Source organism: Pseudomonas sp. CP-1 (assembly GCF_021213715.1).
In the GTDB taxonomy this organism is placed as follows: Bacteria; Pseudomonadota; Gammaproteobacteria; order Pseudomonadales; family Pseudomonadaceae; genus Pseudomonas; species Pseudomonas aeruginosa.
Map to the genome: position 1 here is coordinate 49,512 of NZ_JAJQKY010000024.1, position 17,091 is coordinate 66,602.

The following is a 17,091-nucleotide window of genomic DNA, read 5'->3' on the forward strand; positions in this document are numbered from 1 at the left end:
GGTTATGCTCCGGCCACTTCAAGGCAAACCACTACAAGAACAAGCGCCTATGACCGTTCATGTCGAGCCCTTGGCGCTGCCGGGCGGCAGCACCGATGTACTGCGGCTCTACGCCCGCGAAATTGCCATCGAGCGTACCCGGCTCCTTTATCTCGGCTCGCGCACGCCGACCCTGCTCATGTTGCTCGGCGGCGTGACCAGCGCCTGCCTGGTGTGGGGCAAGGTCAGCAGTTGGCTGCTCGGTGGCTGGCTGGTCTGGCTGGTGTTGCTCGCCGTCCTGCGCCTGCTGCAGGTCGCCGCCTTCCAGCAGGCCGACAGCCGTCGCCAGGCCAGCCGCCACTGGCGGCGGACCTTCCTGTGCGGCGCCGGCGCCTCGGGCCTGACCCTGGCGTTCGCGGTGATCATGCTGGTCCCGGCCGATGCCTTCCTCCAGCAGGTGCTGGTGTTCGGCCTGGTGGCGGCGGCGATCCTCTCCGCCAGCGTCGCCTATGCGGTGAGCCTGCCGGCCTTCCTCACCTTCGCCTTGCCGGGCCTGCTGCCATCCATCGTTTTCCTGCTGTTACAGCCGCATAGCCTGTTGCAGGGCTGGGGCGTGCTCGGCCTGATCCTGCTGGTGGCGCTGCTGGTGGTCGCCGGGCAGATCCACCGGCTGGTGCAGGGCGCGCTGCTGCGACGCTTCCAGACCCAGGCGCTGAACCTGCACCTGGAGCGCGTCAACGCCGAGGCCGAAGCGCTCAATCGCAAGCTCGCCCAGGAGGTCGGCCAGCGACGCCTGGTCGAACGCGAGCTGCGCGCCGCCCGCGATGCCTTGCAGCGCCGGGTGGAGGCGCGCACCGAGGAGCTTGGCGCGACCAGCCAGGCGCTCAGCCAGAGCGAGGCGCGCCTGGCCATGGCCCTGGAGGCCAGTGAACTGGGGTTGTGGGACTGGAACCTGGAGAGCGGCCGGGTCCAGCATTCCTATCTCGAGGCGGTCTTCAGCGACGCCGGGGACGGTCCCGAGGACTATCGCAGGCTGATCGAAAGCATCCACCCCGGCGACCTGCCGCGTATCCGTCGCGCCCTCGCCGAACATCTCAAGGGGCGCAGCGAGCTGTACCGGGTGGAGTACCGCGTGCGCGACCGGGAGGGCGGCTGGCGCTGGCTGGAGGATCGTGGCCGGGCCATGGCTCGCGACCCGCGGGGACGGGTGACGCGGATGCTCGGCACGCGCAGCGACATCAGCGCGCGCAAGCGCCTGGAAGAGCAGCAGCAACTGGCCGCGACAGTGTTCGAGGCGGCCAGCGAGAGCATCGTGATCCTCGATCCGGCCTACAACCTGCTGGCGGTCAACCAGGCCTTCAGTCGCATCACCGGCTATCGCCGCGAGGACGTGGTCGGGCGCAACGCCAGCCTGCTGGTGAATACCCCCGAGGCCCAGCGCCACTACCGGCAGATCCGCGCCGAGCTGCGCCAGCACGGGCAGTGGCAGGGCGAACTGGTGGATACGCGGAAGAATGGCGATCCCTATCCCCAATGGCTGCAGCTCAACCTGCTGCGCGACGGCAATGGCGAGGCGACCCACATCGTCGGTTTCTTCACCGATCTCAGTGCCCGCCGCGACGTCGAGGAGCGCCTGCGTCATCTGCTGCACTACGACGAACTGACCGGCCTGGCCAACCGCCGGTTGTTCCGCGAGCGGCTGCACGAGGCGGCCCAGCGGGCGCGCCAGGAGGAGGGCGGGCTGGCCCTGCTGCTGATCGATCTGGACCGCTTCAAGCTGCTCAACGACAGCCTCGGCCATGAGGTCGCCGACCAGTTGCTCAGGGAGATGGCCCAGCGCCTGCGGCGCACCGCGCCGGAAGCCAACACCCTGGCGCGTCTGGCCGGCGACGAGTTCGCCATCCTCCTCGATGGCGGCACCGGCGCCGCGGCCCTGTCGCGCCTGGCCGAACGCCTGCTGGTCCAGTTGCGCCAGCCGGTGAGCGTGCTCGGCCACGAGCTGATCCTCGGCGCCTCGCTGGGGATCAGCCTGTTTTCCGAGCAGGCGCGGGAAATCTCCGTGCTGATGAGCCAGGCGAACCTGGCGATGCAACATGCCAAGCAACTCGGCGGCAACACCTTCCAGTTCTTCCGCGACAACCTGCAGGACAGCACCCTCGAACGCCTGCGCCTGGAAACCCGGTTGCGCAAGGCGGTCGAGGAGGGCCAGCTGGACGTGCATTACCAGCCCAAGCTGTGCCTGGCCAGCGGCCGCCCGGACTCGGTCGAGGCGCTGGTGCGCTGGCACCATCCGGAGGAGGGCATGATCCCGCCGTCGACCTTCATCGGCCTCGCCGAGGAGTGCGGGTTGATCGGCGAGATCGGCGAATTCGTCCTGCGCCGGGCCTGCCTGCAGGCCGCCGAGTGGAGCCAGCGGGGCCTGAACCTGCGGGTCTCGGTGAACCTCTCGGTCCACCAGTTGCGCCAGGGCGACCTGCTCGACGTAGTGCGCTCGGCGCTGGCCGACAGCGGCCTGCCGGCGGTGCAACTGGAGCTGGAGTTGACCGAAAGTCAGTGGCTGGACGCCCTCGACAGTGTCCTGGCGACCTTCCGCCAGTTGCGCGAGATGGGGGTGAAGCTGTCGGTCGACGACTTCGGCACCGGCTATTCCTCGCTCAGCTACCTGAAGCGCCTGCCGCTGGACTACCTGAAGATCGACCAGTCGTTCGTCCGCGACCTGACCCAGAACAGCGAGGATGCGGCGATCATCCGGGCGATCATCGCCATGGCCCACAGCCTCGACCTGAAGGTGGTCGCCGAAGGCGTGGAAACCATCGAGCAGCGGGACTTCCTGGTGGCCCAACGTTGCGACGAGCTGCAGGGCTACCTGATCGGCCGGCCGTTGCCGGCCCATGCCCTGGAGGAAGGTTTGCGCCAGGCTCGTTGAACGCGATCCGGCGGAGTATGCTGTAGCACTTTCGACTCCCACGAATTAAGGACGATTCATGCGCTCGAAGCCGCTTCTTCCCGCCCTCCTGCTGGTGGGCGCCGGTCTCTCCCCGCTGGCCCAGGCCAGCAGCGACGACTCCTGCTATCCCGATTGGTCGCTGGTCGGCGGCGGTGTCTGCGATACCCTGCCGTTCCTCGCCCCGGGCAACGACACCCGCGCCAACCTGCGCCTGCTGCTGGCCGACGCCGGCCACTGGCGGCTGGTGGAGGCGCCGCCGTCGGAGGAAGAGAAGCTCGAAGGCTACGGCCTGGTGCCGTTCGGCCTGTTCCGCCTGCTGCCCGGCGACGGCAGCCAGCCGCCCGCGCCGCCGCCGGCGGCGAGCGAGGCGGAGACACCGCCGCCTGCGCCAGCGCCCTCGCCGCTCGCCGAACTGGCCCGGCAGATGGGCGCCGCAGCGCTACCGGAAAAGATCGCCGGCGCCGAATTCTTCGAGGGCGAGGGCAGCCGCTGCCGCAGCAACGACCAGGACAGCGCGCTGGCGTTTCTTCGCCAGGTGCGTGACGCCGGGCTGGGCGAGGCGGAGACCAAGGCACTGGCCAACAGCCGCCTGGAGCTGCTCGGTGCCTGCGGCTGGGAACAAGAGGAACTGGGCGGTGTGCTCGCGCAAGGCGTCGAGTCGGCCGCAGGCAGGGCCTTCGCCACGTACCTGGAGGCTGCGGCCAACTTCTACAGCGGCCGCTTCGACGAAGCCGAACAGGGCTTCAAGGCGTTGCAGGACGTGTCGCAGCCCTGGCTGAAGGAAACCGCCCTGTACCTGCAGGCGCGCACCCTGCTCAACGCCGCCCAGCAGAACGCCTTCGACGACATGGGCTTCCCCGAGCTGCAGAACGTCGACAAGGCTCGCCTGGAACAGACCCGCAGCGCCCTCGAGGCCTACCTGCAGGCGTATCCGAAGGGGCTCTACGCCGCCTCGGCCAAGGGCTTGCAGCGGCGCGTGCACTGGCTGGCCGGCGACCAGAAGCTGCTGGCCCAGGACTATGCCGCGCAATTCGCCGAAGCCGAGCAAGGGCAGCGCAACATGGCCCTGGAAGACCTGGTCCAGGAGGTCGACAACAAGCTCCTGACCGGTATCCAGCTCGGCGACATCCAGACTCCGCTGCTGCTGGCGGTGGCCGACCTGGTGCAGATGCGCGCCCACGATCCGTCGACCCCGCGCAGCTTCACCTGGGAAACACTGCAGGCCCAACAGGCCAGCTTCGCCGCGCATCCCGAACTGTTCGCCTACCTGCAGGCGGCCTATCGCTTCTATGTCGACCAGGACCCGGCGAAGACCCTCGAAGCGCTGCCGCAAAAGGTCGGCAGCCTCGACTACGTCGGCTTCAGCCAGCAGACCCTGCGCGGGCTGGCGCTGGAGCAGCAGAAGGACTGGAAAGCCGCCGAGGCGCTCTGGCTGGAACTGTTGCCGCAGGCCGCGCAGCCGTACCAGAAGGGCCAGTTGCAGCTGGCCCTGGCGCTCAACTACGAGCGCAGCGGCCAGCTGGAAAAGGTCTTCGCCGAAGGTTCATCGGTCCAGGAGCCGCTGCTGCGCAGCATCCTCCTGCGCAACGTCGCCGACGCCGCGCTGTTGCGCCGCCAGGCCAAGCAGGGGGCGACGGCGGAAGAGCGCGATACCGCGCTGTTCACTCTCCTTTACAAGGACCTGCGCCGCAGCCGCTTCGCCGACTTCGGCAAGGACTTCGCGCTGCTCGGCGAAACCCCCTCGCAGACCAAGCTGGGCACCAGCCTCGGCTATGTCTACGGCGCCGGCAACAGCCTGGAGCTGTTCCGCTGGACGGGCGACAAGGCCGAGTCCGGCTACGTTTGCCCGGCCATCGCCGAGTCGGCCGCGGCGCTGGCCGCCGATGACAAGGACCCGAAGGGCCTGAACTGCCTGGGCGAATTCATCCTGCGCAACGGTCTCGACGGCATGCCGCTGGACAGCCAGCCCGAGGCCAACGAGCTGGGCGGCACCCCGAGCGGCTTCAAGGGCGCGGTGTACTCCCGGCTGGATGGCTATCGCCTGGTCATGGACAACCCCAAGGCACCGCGCGAAGACAAGGCCTACGCGCTGTTCCGCGCGATCAACTGCTTCGCCCCGGCCGGCTACAACACCTGCGGCCAGCAGGACATCCCGCAGGCCGAGCGCAAGCAATGGTTCCGTACGCTCAAGTCGACCTACGCCGACAGCTCCTGGGCCAAGGAACTGAAGTACTACTGGTGAGGCGCTGGCGAGCCTGGCTGGCGGGCCTGTTGCTGGGCCTGCCGCTGTTGCCGTCCGTCGAGGCCGCGGTGCGCGCCGAGGACTACGGCGCTTTCTGGCTGTGGAGCGGCGTCGCGCCGCAGCCGGTGCTGGCGCGGGCCGAGACGCTGTACATCCTGCAGGGACAGATCAGCCAGTCGCGCCGGCGCCCCGGCGAGGGCGTGCGGCTGATCGCCCAGGGCATCTCGGTGCCGCGCCTGGCGCGGGGTGAGGTCTGGGTGGTGTACCGCGCCCATACCCTGCGCTGGACGCCGCAGATCTACCAGGCCGTGCTGAACCAGGTGCAGCGCTGGAAGCGTGCCGGCAACCCGGTGGTCGGCATCCAGATCGACTTCGATGCGCGTACCCGCTACCTCGACGAGTACGTCGATTTCCTCCGCGACCTGCGCCGGCGCCTGCCCCGCGAATACCGCTTGAGCATCACCGGGCTGCTCGACTGGGGCAGCAACGCCGAGCCGGCGGCGATCAACCGGCTCAAGGGCGTGGTCGACGAAGTGGTGGTGCAGACCTACCAGGGGCGCCACAGCATTCCCAACCACGCCGCCTACCTCCCGCGGGTCAGCCGCCTGCAGCTGCCGTACCGGATCGGCCTGGTCCAGGGCGGCGACTGGCAAGCCCCCGACTACCTGGAAAAGAGCCCCTGGTTCAGGGGCTACGTGGTGTTCCTGCTCAACCCTCAGTGAGCGCAGCCGCAAGCGCCCTTGCCGGCACACCCGCCGCTGCGTTCGGCCTGCGGCTGGCGGGTGTCCTGGCCGGGCTGGAGATCGCGCATCAGTAACGCGTAGCGCAGGTCCAGGCCTTCCGGCAGCGCCAGGTAGACCACGTGGCCATTGCCCGGCGCCACCTCGATGGCTTCGCCGGCGGCGTTGCGCAGGTCCTCCACGCGCAGGCTCAGGTTGCCTCGCGGAGTCATCAGCTCGACGCTGTCGCCGCGCTGGAAGCGGTTCTTCACCTCCACCTCGGCCAGGCCGTCGCGGCGTTCGCCGGTGAGTTCGCCGACGAACTGCTGGCGCTCGGACAACGAATGGCCGTGCTGGTAGTTCTGGTACTCGTCGTGCACGTGGCGGCGCAGGAAGCCCTCGGTGTAGCCGCGGTGGGCGAGGGACTCCAGGGTGTCCATCAGACCGCGGTCGAACGGCTTGCCGGCCGCCGCGTCGTCGATCGCCTGGCGGTAGACCTGGGCGGTGCGCGCCACATAGTAGTGGGACTTGGTGCGGCCCTCGATCTTCAGCGAGTGCACGCCGATCCGCGCCAGCCGCTCGACGTGCTGTACGGCGCGGAGGTCCTTGGAATTCATGATGTAGGTGCCGTGTTCGTCCTCGAAGGCGGCCATCGGTTCGCCGGGACGGTTGCCTTCCTCGAGGAGGAACACCTGCTCGGTCGGCGCGCCGCGTCCCAGGGTCGGCTCCCGCGCCACCAGGTTGCCCAGCTCGTCCTCGCGGCCCTCCACCGCCTTGTATTCCCAGCGGCAGGCATTGGTGCAGGTGCCCTGGTTGGGGTCGCGGCGGTTGATGTAGCCGGACAGCAGGCAGCGCCCGGAATAGGCCATGCACAAGGCGCCGTGGACGAACACTTCCAGCTCCATGTCCGGCACCTGCTGGCGGATTTCCTCGATCTCCTCCAGCGACAGCTCGCGGGAAAGGATCACCCGGGTCAGGCCCTGCTGCCGCCAGAATTGCACCGCGGCCCAGTTCACCGCGTTGGCCTGCACCGACAGGTGGATGGGCATCTGCGGGAAATGCTGGCGAACCAGCATGATCAGGCCGGGATCGGACATGATCAGCGCATCCGGACCCATGGCGACCACCGGCTCCAGGTCGCGCAGGAAGGTCTTCAGCTTGGCGTTGTGCGGGGCGATGTTGACCACCACGTAGAAGCGCTTGCCGAGCGCGTGGGCCTCGGCGATGCCTTCGGCCAGTTGGGCGTGGTCGAAATCGTTGTTGCGCACCCGCAGGCTGTAGCGCGGCTGCCCGGCGTAGACGGCATCGGCGCCGTAGGCGAAGGCATAGCGCATGCTTTTCAGGGTGCCGGCGGGGCACAGCAGTTCGGGGCGGAGGGCGGTGGCGGTCATGGTTCGGGCTCGCAACGACGTGGGCGCGCGACTCTAGCCGAGCGCGCGCCGGGCGATCCTGAGCCGGATCAATGTCCGCGTCATTCCAGCCAGCGTCGACCCTGCAGTTCCAGCAGCAGTTGCGCCTGTTCCGGGCCGTTGCTGCCGGCCGGGTAGGGCCGCGGGCTCTGGTAGTGCTCGCGCCAGCCGGCGAGGATCGGATCGACCCAGCCCCAGGCGGCCTCTACCTCGTCGCGGCGCATGAACAGCGTCGAGTCGCCCTCGATCACGTCCAGCAGCAGGCGCTCGTAGGCGTCCCAGCGCCGCTTGTTGCGGCTGAGGGCCTCGGCCAGGTTGAGGTCCAGCTCCACCGGTTCCAGTTGCATGCCCTTGCCCGGGGTCTTGGCCATCAGTTGCACGCTGATCCGCTCCTCCGGCTGCAACCTTATCCACAGGCGGTTGGCCGGCCCGCCGCCGCCGTCGATCAGGCTGTGCGGCACCGGCTTGAACTGGATGACGATTTCCGAGCACTTGCGCGCCATGCGCTTGCCGGTGCGCAGGTAGAACGGCACCCCGGCCCAGCGCCAGTTCTCGACCTCGGCCTGGAGCGCGACGAAGGTCTCGGTATCGCTGTCGTTGTCGACGTTCTTCTCGAAGTAGTACGCCGGCACCTCCTGGCCGCCGATCCTGCCGGCGGCGTACTGGCCGCGTACCGTCTTGTCCTGCACGTCGAGCCCGGAGATCGGTTTCAGCGCCTGCAGCACCTTGAGCTTCTCGTTGCGCACCGCCTCGGCGTCGAAACGCACCGGCGCCTCCATCGCCACCAGGCAGAGCAACTGGAGCAGATGGTTCTGCACCATGTCGCGCATCGCCCCGGCGTGGTCGTAGTAGCCGCCGCGGTTCTCCACGCCAAGGGTCTCGTTGACGCTGATCTGCACATGGTCGATGTGCGCCGCGCGCCAGACCGGCTCGAACAACGCATTGGCGAAGCGCAGGGCCATCAGGTTCTGCACGGTTTCCTTGCCCAGGTAGTGGTCGATGCGGAACACCCGCGACTCGTCGAACACCCGGCCGATGGACTGGTTGATCGCCCGCGCCGAGTCCAGCGAATGGCCCAGCGGTTTTTCCAGCACGATGCGCGCTTGCGGCCCGGCGAGGCCGGCGATGGAGAGGTTCTGCGCGATCGGCGCGAACAGGCTCGGCGAGGTCGCCAGGTAGTGCACCAGCACTCGGCCCTCGCTGCTCTTCAGGTGCCGCGCGAGACGGCCGAAGTCGGCGCTCTGCGAGGCGTCCATGGCCAGGTAGTCGAGGCGCGCGGCGAAGCCTTTCCATTGTTCGGCGGCGAACTCGCTGCGCGCCACCACCGCGCGGACGTTGCGCTCGGCGAGGGCGAGGAAGGCGGCGTTGTCCAGCGCGCTGCGGGCGAGGGCGAAGATCCGCGTATCGGCCGGCAGGCGATCCTCCCGGTGCAGGCGATAGAGCGCCGGCAGCAGCTTGTGCAGGGCCAGGTCGCCGGTACCGCCGAAGACCAGGATGTCGCAGGACGTTGGAGTGGCTGGTGTACTCAAGGCAAGCTCCCGACGGCGTTGGCTGGGCGTGGCTGACTGTTTGTAGTATAACTACAAGGTTACTACAGAGAATCGAGCCCAGCCTGTGAACCTGCTGCAGCACATAGCCCAGTCCCGCCAACAGCTCCGCAAGTCGGAACTCAAGGTCGCCGATCACGTTCTCAACGATCCGGCGTCGGTCATGCACAGCTCCATGGCCGAACTGGCCCATGGGGTCGGGGTCAGCGAGCCGACCATCGTGCGTTTCTGCCGCGCCATCGGCTGCAGCGGCTTCCAGGACCTCAAGCTGAAGCTGGCGCAGAGCCTGGCGGCCGGCGCCAGCTTCGGCCAGTTCTCGATCCACGAGAGCGACTCGGTGGCCGACTTCAGCCTGAAGATCTTCGACACCACGCTGCACAGCCTGATGGAAGTCCGCGAGCACCTGGACACCCACGCCCTGGAGCGCGCCATCGCCGCCATCGCCCACGCCCAGCGCGTGGAGTTCTACGGCTTCGGCGCTTCCGGCGCGGTGGCCTCGGATGCCCAGCACAAGTTCTTCCGCCTGCTGCTGTCGGCGGCGGCCTACTCCGACCCGCACATGCAGGCGATGTCGGCGGTGACGCTCAAGCCCAGCGACGTGGCCATCTGCATTTCCCAGTCGGGTCGCTCGAAGGACCTGCTGATCACCGCCAACCTGGTCCGCGAGGCCGGCGCCACGCTGATCACCCTGTGCCCGAGCCAGACCCCGCTGGCCGACCTGGCCACGGTCAACCTGGCGATCGACGTGCACGAGGACACCGACATCTACACCCCGCTGACCTCGCGCATCGCCCACCTGGTGGTGATCGACGTGCTGGCGATGGGCGTGGCCATGGCCCGCGGCCCGGACCTGGTCAACCACCTCAAGAGCGTCAAGCGCAGCCTGCGCAGCCTGCGCCTGTCGCCGAAGGTGATGAAGAACCAGGAAGAGCGCGGCGAGCCGTCCTGAGGCGCCGCCGGGAAGGCATAACGCAGTCTTCACCGGCCTGCCGCCAAACCGTCACATTGCTGCGCGATGCTCGCGACTCCAGCCAGTCGGCCATGGGAGACGCGAGATGCCCCGTCATAGCGATGCCAATGCCCAGCACGTGGATTCGAAAACCCGCCGCAAGCTCGAAGACCAGCGGCGCATGCAATTCCGCCGGGCGATCGAGGACCACTGCGAAGAACTGCGCCTGCGCCAGGAACTGGCCGACTACCCCGAGCTGGTAGCCGCCGCCTACCTCAGCTCGAACCGCCAGGGCCGGCGAAGCGCCCAGCGAGCTGGCTGATCAGCGCCCGCTCCTCGCGGACGAAGGCGACGAACGCCTGGGCCACCGGGCTCAGGCGCTTGCCCTTGGCGTGCACCAGGCACCAGCTGCGATAGAGCGGCAATTCCTCCACCGGTAGTTCGCGCAGCAGGCCGTTGGCCAGTTCCTGGTGCGCCGCATGGCGCGGCAGCAGGGCCAGGCCGAGGCCGGCGATCACCCCTTCGCGCAGGGACTCCAGCGAGGCGATCTCCTGGATCTGCGAGAAGTGCGCGCGGCGTTGCTGGAAGAACTCCTCGCAAGCCTTGCGGGTGCCCGAGCCCGGTTCGCGGACCAGTAGCGGGAAGGGCTCCAGGTCCTTCAGGGCCAGCTTCGCGGCGTTGCACAGCGGATGGTCCGGCGGCGCCACGGCGATGATCGGGTTGTTCAGGAAGGGCAGGAACTCCAGGGCCATGTCCTGCGGTACCAGGGACATGATCACCAGGTCGTCGCGGTTGTCGGCCAGGCGCTTGATAACCTGGGTGCGGTTGACCACCGTCAGGCTCAGGCTGACTTCCGGATGCAGGTTCTGGAACGCCTTGAACAGGTGCGGGGTGATGTACTTGGCGCTGGACTCCACCGCCAGGCGCAACTGGCCCTGCAGCGAGCCCTTCAGGTCCGAGAGCTGCATGTCCAGGCTTTCCAGGCGCTGGAACAGGTCGGTGCTGGTCTTCAGCAGGGCTTCGGCGGCATCGGTCAGGTAGAGCTTCTTGCCGACGTACTCGAACAGCGGCTGGCCGACCAGCTCTTCCAGTTGGCGGATCTGCAAGCTGACCGCCGGCTGGGTCAGGGCCATTTCCTCCGCCGCCCGGCTGTAGGAGCGGCTCTCGCATACGGCACGAAAAACCTGAAGCTGCCGTAATGTCATACGCATCAACGACTTACGCATTCCAGTCACACTCTGACCGAGATCGGTCGGGCGACTATAAAGCTTTTCTAATGGCTATCCCAATAATTATTGATTTTTGTTAATCACCCTCACGGGGGTAGGGTAAAAGCGCGACCGGGAGCTGCCTGCCGGTCATGCAGCGACCGGAATATCCGGATCGACCGTACCAGGTTCCCAACCCCGAAGAGGGAGACCTCCGTGATCAAGAAGATCCTGATCGCCAACCGCGGCGAGATCGCCGTCCGCATCGTGCGCGCCTGCGCCGAGATGGGCATCCGCTCGGTGGCCGTCTACTCCGAGGCCGATCGCCAAGCGCTGCACGTCAAGCGCGCCGACGAAGCCCACAGCATCGGCGCGGACCCGCTGGCCGGCTACCTCAACCCGCGCGCCCTGGTGAACCTGGCGGTGGAAAGCGGCTGCGACGCCCTGCACCCCGGCTATGGCTTCCTCTCGGAAAATGCCGAGCTGGCGGAAATCTGCGCCGAGCGCGGTATCAAGTTCATCGGCCCGTCGGCGCAAGTGATCCGCCGCATGGGCGACAAGACCGAAGCCCGCCGCAGCATGATCGCCGCCGGCGTGCCCTGCACCCCCGGCACCGAAGGTAACGTCGCCGACCTCGCCGAGGCCCTGCGCGAAGCCGAGCGGATCGGCTACCCGGTGATGCTCAAGGCCACCTCCGGCGGCGGCGGTCGCGGCATCCGTCGCTGCAACAGCCGCGAGGAACTGGAGCAGGCGTTCCCGCGGGTGATCTCCGAGGCGACCAAGGCCTTCGGCAGCGCCGAAGTATTCCTCGAGAAGTGCATCGTCAATCCCAAGCACATCGAGGCGCAGATCCTCGCCGATTCCTTCGGCAACACCGTGCACCTGTTCGAGCGCGACTGCTCGATCCAGCGCCGCAACCAGAAGCTCATCGAGATCGCCCCGAGCCCGCAGCTCACCCCCGAGCAGCGCGCCTACATCGGCGATCTGGCGGTGCGCGCGGCCAAGGCGGTGGGCTACGAGAACGCCGGCACCGTGGAGTTCCTGCTCGCCGACGGCGAGGTGTACTTCATGGAGATGAACACCCGGGTCCAGGTGGAGCACACCATCACCGAGGAAATCACCGGCATCGACGTGGTCCGCGAGCAGATCCGCATCGCTTCCGGGCTGGAGCTGTCGGTCAAGCAGGACGACATCGTCCATCGCGGCTACGCCCTGCAGTTCCGCATCAACGCCGAGGACCCGAAGAACAACTTCCTGCCCTCGTTCGGCAAGATCACCCGCTACTACGCCCCCGGCGGCCCCGGCGTGCGTACCGATACGGCGATCTACACCGGCTACACCATCCCGCCGTACTACGACTCGATGTGCCTGAAGCTGATCGTCTGGGCGCTGACCTGGGAAGAGGCCCTCGATCGCGGCCTGCGCGCCCTCGACGACATGCGCGTGCAAGGGGTCAAGACCACCGCGCCGTACTATCAGGAAATCCTCCGCAACCCGGAATTCCGCAGCGGCCAGTTCAACACCAGCTTCGTCGAAAGCCACCCGGAACTGACCCAGTACTCGATCAAGCGCAACCCGTCGCACCTGGCCATCGCCATCGCCACCGCCATCGCGGCCCACGCCGGCCTGTAAGGGAAGGAGCAGAACATGAGCAACACCATCCAAGCGAAGAAGACCGGCGTCACCGATACCATCCTGCGCGATGCCCACCAGTCGCTGCTGGCGACCCGCATGCGCACCGAGGACATGCTGCCGATCTGCGACAAGCTCGACCGCGTCGGCTACTGGTCGCTGGAAGTATGGGGCGGCGCCACCTTCGACGCCTGCGTGCGCTTCCTCAAGGAAGACCCGTGGGAACGCCTGCGCAAGCTCAAGGCAGCGCTGCCCAACACCCGCCTGCAGATGCTCCTGCGCGGGCAGAACCTGCTCGGTTACCGCCACTACAGCGACGATGTGGTGCGCGCCTTCGTGGCCAAGGCGGCGGTCAATGGCATCGACGTGTTCCGCATCTTCGACGCGATGAACGACGTGCGTAACCTGCGCGTCTCCATCGAGGCGGTGAAGGCCGCCGGCAAGCACGCCCAGGGCACCATCTGCTACACCACCAGCCCGGTGCACACCATCGAGGCCTTCGTCGCCCAGGGCAAGGCGATGGCCGACATGGGCGTCGACTCCATCGCCATCAAGGACATGGCCGGCCTGCTCACCCCCTATGCCACCGGCGACCTGGTCAAGGCCCTGAAGGACGCCCTGCCGCTGGACGTGGTGGTGCATTCCCATGACACCGCCGGTGTCGCCAGCATGTGCCAGCTGAAGGCCGTGGAAAACGGCGCCGACCGTATCGACACGGCGATCTCCAGCATGGCCTGGGGCACCAGCCACCCGGGCACCGAGTCGATGGTCGCGGCGCTGCGCGGCACCCCCTACGACACCGGCCTGGACCTGGAGCTGATCCAGGAGATCGGCATGTACTTCCACGCGGTGCGCAAGAAGTACCACCAGTTCGAGAGCGAATTCACCGGCGTGGATACCCGCGTGCAGGTCAACCAGGTGCCGGGCGGGATGATTTCCAACCTGGCCAACCAGCTCAAGGAGCAGGGCGCGCTGAACCGTATGGGCGAGGTGCTCGAGGAAATCCCGCGGGTCCGCGCCGACCTCGGTTTCCCGCCGCTGGTGACGCCGACTTCGCAGATCGTCGGCACCCAGGCGTTCTTCAACGTGCTCGCCGGCGAGCGCTACAAGACCATCACCAACGAGGTGAAGCTGTATCTGCAAGGCCGCTATGGCAAGGCTCCCGGCGAGGTCAACGAGCAACTGCGGCGCCAGGCCATCGGCAGCGAGGAAGTCATCGACGTGCGCCCGGCCGACCTGATCAAGCCGGAGCTGAACAAGCTGCGCAGCGAGATCGGCAACCTGGCCAAGTCCGAGGAAGACGTACTCACCTACGCGATGTTCCCGGACATCGGGCGCAAGTTCCTCGAAGAGCGTGAGGCCGGCACCCTGAAGCCCGAGGAACTGCTGCCGATTCCCACCGGCAAGGGTGTCGCCGCCGCCGGCGCGGAAGGCACCCCGACCGAGTTCGTCATCGACGTGCACGGCGAGACCTACCGCGTCGACATCACCGGGGTCGGCGTGAAGAGCGACAACAAGCGGCACTTCTACCTGTCCATCGACGGCATGCCGGAAGAAGTGGTGTTCGAGCCGCTCAACGAATATGTCGCCGGCTCCGCCAGCGGCCGCAAGCATGCCAGCGAGCCGGGCCACGTCAGCACCACCATGCCGGGCAACATCGTCGACGTGCTGGTGAAGGAAGGCGATAGCGTCAAGGCCGGCCAGGCGGTGCTGATCACCGAGGCGATGAAGATGGAAACCGAGGTCCAGGCCGGCATCGCCGGTACGGTCAAGGCGATCCACGTGGCCAAGGGCGACCGGGTCAACCCGGGCGAGATCCTGATCGAGATTGCGGGCTGACCGCGACAGACGGTTAAAGTCCCTGGGGGAGCATGATGCTCCCCTTTTTTTATCGGCATCGGTTGCCGCGTCGGCCGGCTGTTCGCCCTGCCAGGGTGCGCCCGGCGCGCGCGCCGCCTAGAATGCCGCCTCTGCCCAACGGCGCGTCGCGCCGCAGGCGCTGACTATCGGGAAGTCCAGGTGTCGTCCTCTCCAGCTCAAACGCCCAGCCGCCGGCCCTCGCTGCTCGGCGGTTCGATGATCATCGCCGGCACCGCCGTCGGCGCCGGAATGTTCTCCCTGCCCATCGCCATGTCCGGCATCTGGTTCGGCTGGTCGGTGGCGGTGTTCCTGCTCACCTGGTTCTGCATGCTGCTGTCGGGGATGATGATCCTCGAGGCCAACCTCAACTACCCGGTGGGCTCGAGCTTCTCGACCATCACCCGCGACCTGCTCGGCCAGAGCTGGAATGTGGTCAACGGGCTGAGCATCGCCTTCGTCCTCTATATCCTCACCTATGCCTATATCTCCGGCGGCGGCTCGATCATCGGCTACACCCTGTCCAGCGGCCTCGGCGTGACCCTGCCGGAAAAGCTCGCCGGGCTGCTGTTCGCCCTGGCGGTGGCGCTGGTGGTGTGGTGGAGCACCCGCGCGGTGGACCGCATCACCACGCTGATGCTCGGCGGCATGATCATTACCTTCGGCCTCTCCATCAGCGGCCTGCTCGGGCGCATCCAGCCGGCGATCCTGTTCAACAGCGGCGAGCCGGACGCGGTCTACTGGCCCTACCTGCTGGCGACCCTGCCGTTCTGCCTGACCTCCTTCGGCTACCACGGCAACGTGCCGAGCCTGATGAAGTACTACGGCAAGGACCCGCAGCGGATCAGCCGTTCGCTGTGGATCGGCACCCTGATCGCCCTGGCCATCTACCTGCTGTGGCAGGCCAGCACCCTGGGCACCATCCCGCGCGAGCAGTTCAAGGGCATCATCGCCGGCGGCAGCAACGTCGGCACCCTGGTGGAATACCTGCACCGGATCACCGCGTCGGATTCGCTGAACGCGTTGCTCACCACCTTCTCCAACCTGGCGGTGGCCAGCTCCTTCCTCGGCGTGACCCTCGGCCTGTTCGACTACCTGGCCGACCTGTGCAGGTTCGACGACAGCCACTTCGGACGTTTCAAGACCGCGTTGCTGACCTTCGTCCCACCGACCATCGGCGGGCTGCTGTTCCCCAACGGCTTCATCTACGCCATCGGTTTCGCCGGGCTGGCCGCGGCGTTCTGGGCGGTGATCGTTCCGGCGCTGATGGCGCGGGCCTCGCGCAAGCGCTTCGGCAGCCCGCTGTTCCGCGCCTGGGGCGGCACGCCGGCGATCGTGCTGGTGCTGCTGTTCGGCGTGGCCAACGCGGTCGCGCACATCCTCGCCAGCCTGCACTGGCTGCCGGAGTACCGTTGAGCGACCGGCAGTCCCTGCCAGGGGCTAGCCGCGCAGCGCCTCCAGCGTCTGTCGTTGGCGGCCTTCGGCGTCGAAGTTGGAAGGATCGAGCCAGCGCTCGAACGCCGCCCGTCGCGCCGGCCATTCGCTGTCGAGCAGGGAGAACCAGGCGGTGTCGCGGTTGCGCTGCTTGACCACCATGTGCTGGCGGAAGGTGCCTTCGTAGGTGAAGCCCAGGCGCTCGGCGGCGCGCATCGAGCGGGCGTTGCCGGCATTGCACTTCCACTCCAGGCGGCGGTAGCCGAGGCGGCCGAGGGCGAGTTCGGCTAGCAGGTAGACCGCCTCGGTAGACCCCGGCGTGCGCTGCATCGGCGCGCCGAAGGCGATATGGCCGATTTCGATGACGCCATCCTTCGGCGTGATCCGCAGGTAGCTGAGCAGGCCGACGGCGCGCTGCGTGCGCCGCTCGCGCACGGCGAAGAACAGCGGGTCGCGGCTGGTCGCCTGGCCGGCCAGCCAGGCGTCGAACGCCGTGCGCTCGGCGAACGGGCCGTAGGCCAGGTATTCCCACAGCAGCGGGTCGGCGCCAGGCCCTTGCAGGGCGTCCCACAGGTCGTCGCCGTGGTGTTGCGGATCGAGCGGTTCGAGCTTGACGAAGCGGCCGTCGAGCGGGGCGTGGGGCGGAGTGGCGACGGGGCGCCAGTTCAAGGGTTCGCGCATGGTGGGCCTCAGAGAATCCTGCGGTACTGGAGGAAACCGGACTTGTCGGCGATGCGCTCGTACAGCTTCATCGCGTCGCTGTTGCTCTCGTGGGTCAGCCAGTGCACCCGCGAACAGCCAGCGGCGCCGGCCTCGGCGTAGACATGCTCGATCAGCCGGCGCCCTATGCCTTCGCCGCGCAGGCCCTCGGCGACGAACAGGTCCTGCAGGTAGCAGTAGTCGCCGACGGTCCAGCAGGAGCGGTGGTAGATCCAGTGCACCAGGCCCACGGCGCGCTCGTCGAGCCAGGCGAGGGCGGCGTTCATCGGTTCGTCGGCGTCGAGGAAGCGCTGCCAGGTGGCGTCGCTGGTAGCGGCGGCGATCTCGGTCTTGTAGAAGCGCTGGTAGCCCTCCCACAGCGGCAGCCAGTCGGCGTGGTCGGCGGCGCCGACGGGACGAATCTGCAGGGACGTGCTCATGGCTCGGTTCCATGTCCGGGTAAAGGTGC

13 protein-coding genes are annotated in these 17,091 nt (G+C 67.6%); 8 read left to right on the forward strand and 5 right to left on the reverse strand.

Going from position 1 to position 17,091, the window contains the following annotated elements:
- The first annotated feature begins 49 nt into the window (after positions 1-49).
- The 3 genes from LT948_RS29355 to LT948_RS29365 are packed head-to-tail and all read left to right on the forward strand — an operon-like array spanning position 50 to position 5,890.
- Entirely contained in the window at positions 50-2,905 is a 2,856-nt protein-coding gene (locus tag LT948_RS29355) for a putative bifunctional diguanylate cyclase/phosphodiesterase (RefSeq protein WP_003110347.1), read from the forward strand.
- Between the two features lie 58 nt (positions 2,906-2,963).
- The gene (locus tag LT948_RS29360) at positions 2,964-5,168 is read left to right on the forward strand and encodes an outer membrane assembly lipoprotein YfiO (protein WP_073657446.1); all 2,205 of its coding nucleotides are present in this window, start codon (positions 2,964-2,966) and stop codon (positions 5,166-5,168) included.
- The gene (locus tag LT948_RS29365; protein ID WP_003096864.1) at positions 5,165-5,890 is read left to right on the forward strand and encodes a DUF3142 domain-containing protein; all 726 of its coding nucleotides are present in this window, start codon (positions 5,165-5,167) and stop codon (positions 5,888-5,890) included. Before LT948_RS29360 ends, LT948_RS29365 begins: the two co-directional genes overlap by 4 nt.
- Here LT948_RS29365 and trhP read toward each other — a convergent pair.
- Positions 5,884-7,278, reverse strand: coding sequence for a prephenate-dependent tRNA uridine(34) hydroxylase TrhP (trhP, locus tag LT948_RS29370; protein ID WP_034049218.1), 1,395 nt, complete (start codon positions 7,276-7,278; stop codon positions 5,884-5,886). The genes LT948_RS29365 and trhP overlap by 7 nt on opposite strands.
- Before the next feature lie 80 nt (positions 7,279-7,358).
- Positions 7,359-8,825 carry a glucose-6-phosphate dehydrogenase gene (gene zwf / locus LT948_RS29375; RefSeq protein WP_003096859.1) on the reverse strand — a complete coding sequence of 489 codons (1,467 nt, stop codon included), beginning with the start codon at positions 8,823-8,825 and terminating at the stop codon, positions 7,359-7,361.
- Between the two features lie 85 nt (positions 8,826-8,910).
- On the opposite strand from zwf, the gene hexR reads away from it, so the two are divergent.
- Together hexR and LT948_RS29385 are read left to right on the forward strand one after the other, a co-directional pair.
- Positions 8,911-9,792, forward strand: a complete 882-nt coding sequence (hexR, locus tag LT948_RS29380; protein WP_003096857.1) for a transcriptional regulator HexR — start codon at positions 8,911-8,913, stop codon at positions 9,790-9,792.
- A gap of 106 nt (positions 9,793-9,898) precedes the next feature.
- Positions 9,899-10,114, forward strand: coding sequence for a PA3496 family putative envelope integrity protein (locus tag LT948_RS29385; RefSeq protein WP_003105559.1), 216 nt, complete (start codon positions 9,899-9,901; stop codon positions 10,112-10,114).
- Here the strand turns inward: LT948_RS29385 and pycR are convergent.
- Positions 10,068-11,003 (reverse strand): LysR family transcriptional regulator PycR, encoded by a 936-nt coding sequence (pycR, locus tag LT948_RS29390; protein ID WP_003121355.1) that lies wholly within the window; start codon positions 11,001-11,003, stop codon positions 10,068-10,070. The two genes, LT948_RS29385 and pycR, sit on opposite strands and share 47 nt — an antisense overlap.
- A 213-nt stretch (positions 11,004-11,216) precedes the next feature.
- Here pycR and LT948_RS29395 point away from each other — a divergent pair, with 213 nt between their 5' ends.
- The 3 genes from LT948_RS29395 (at position 11,217) to mtr (ending at position 15,905) form a co-directional block, all read left to right on the forward strand.
- The gene (locus LT948_RS29395; protein WP_073657447.1) at positions 11,217-12,632 is read left to right on the forward strand and encodes an acetyl-CoA carboxylase biotin carboxylase subunit; all 1,416 of its coding nucleotides are present in this window, start codon (positions 11,217-11,219) and stop codon (positions 12,630-12,632) included.
- A gap of 15 nt (positions 12,633-12,647) precedes the next feature.
- Positions 12,648-14,471, forward strand: coding sequence for a sodium-extruding oxaloacetate decarboxylase subunit alpha (gene oadA, locus LT948_RS29400; protein ID WP_003105555.1), 1,824 nt, complete (start codon positions 12,648-12,650; stop codon positions 14,469-14,471).
- A 180-nt stretch (positions 14,472-14,651) separates the two neighbouring features.
- Positions 14,652-15,905 carry a tryptophan permease gene (mtr, locus tag LT948_RS29405; protein ID WP_024947902.1) on the forward strand — a complete coding sequence of 418 codons (1,254 nt, stop codon included), beginning with the start codon at positions 14,652-14,654 and terminating at the stop codon, positions 15,903-15,905.
- Positions 15,906-15,929: 24 nt separating this feature from the next.
- On the opposite strand, the gene LT948_RS29410 is transcribed toward mtr, so the two are convergent.
- Entirely contained in the window at positions 15,930-16,604 is a 675-nt protein-coding gene (locus LT948_RS29410; protein WP_034049216.1) for a GNAT family N-acetyltransferase, read from the reverse strand.
- Positions 16,605-16,612: 8 nt separating this feature from the next.
- Positions 16,613-17,062, reverse strand: a complete 450-nt coding sequence (locus LT948_RS29415) for a GNAT family N-acetyltransferase (protein ID WP_034049214.1) — start codon at positions 17,060-17,062, stop codon at positions 16,613-16,615.
- Positions 17,063-17,091 lie beyond the last annotated feature (29 nt).

Coding starts and splice junctions, on each gene's coding strand:
- pycR (WP_003121355.1), bottom strand. CDS start 11,003: ATGCGTATGACATTACGGCAGCTTCAGGTTTTTCGTGCCGTATGCGAG.
- LT948_RS29385 (WP_003105559.1), top strand. CDS start 9,899: ATGCCCCGTCATAGCGATGCCAATGCCCAGCACGTGGATTCGAAAACC.
- trhP (WP_034049218.1), bottom strand. CDS start 7,278: ATGACCGCCACCGCCCTCCGCCCCGAACTGCTGTGCCCCGCCGGCACC.
- LT948_RS29410 (WP_034049216.1), bottom strand. CDS start 16,604: ATGCGCGAACCCTTGAACTGGCGCCCCGTCGCCACTCCGCCCCACGCC.
- LT948_RS29415 (WP_034049214.1), bottom strand. CDS start 17,062: ATGAGCACGTCCCTGCAGATTCGTCCCGTCGGCGCCGCCGACCACGCC.
- oadA (WP_003105555.1), top strand. CDS start 12,648: ATGAGCAACACCATCCAAGCGAAGAAGACCGGCGTCACCGATACCATC.
- LT948_RS29360 (WP_073657446.1), top strand. CDS start 2,964: ATGCGCTCGAAGCCGCTTCTTCCCGCCCTCCTGCTGGTGGGCGCCGGT.
- LT948_RS29355 (WP_003110347.1), top strand. CDS start 50: ATGACCGTTCATGTCGAGCCCTTGGCGCTGCCGGGCGGCAGCACCGAT.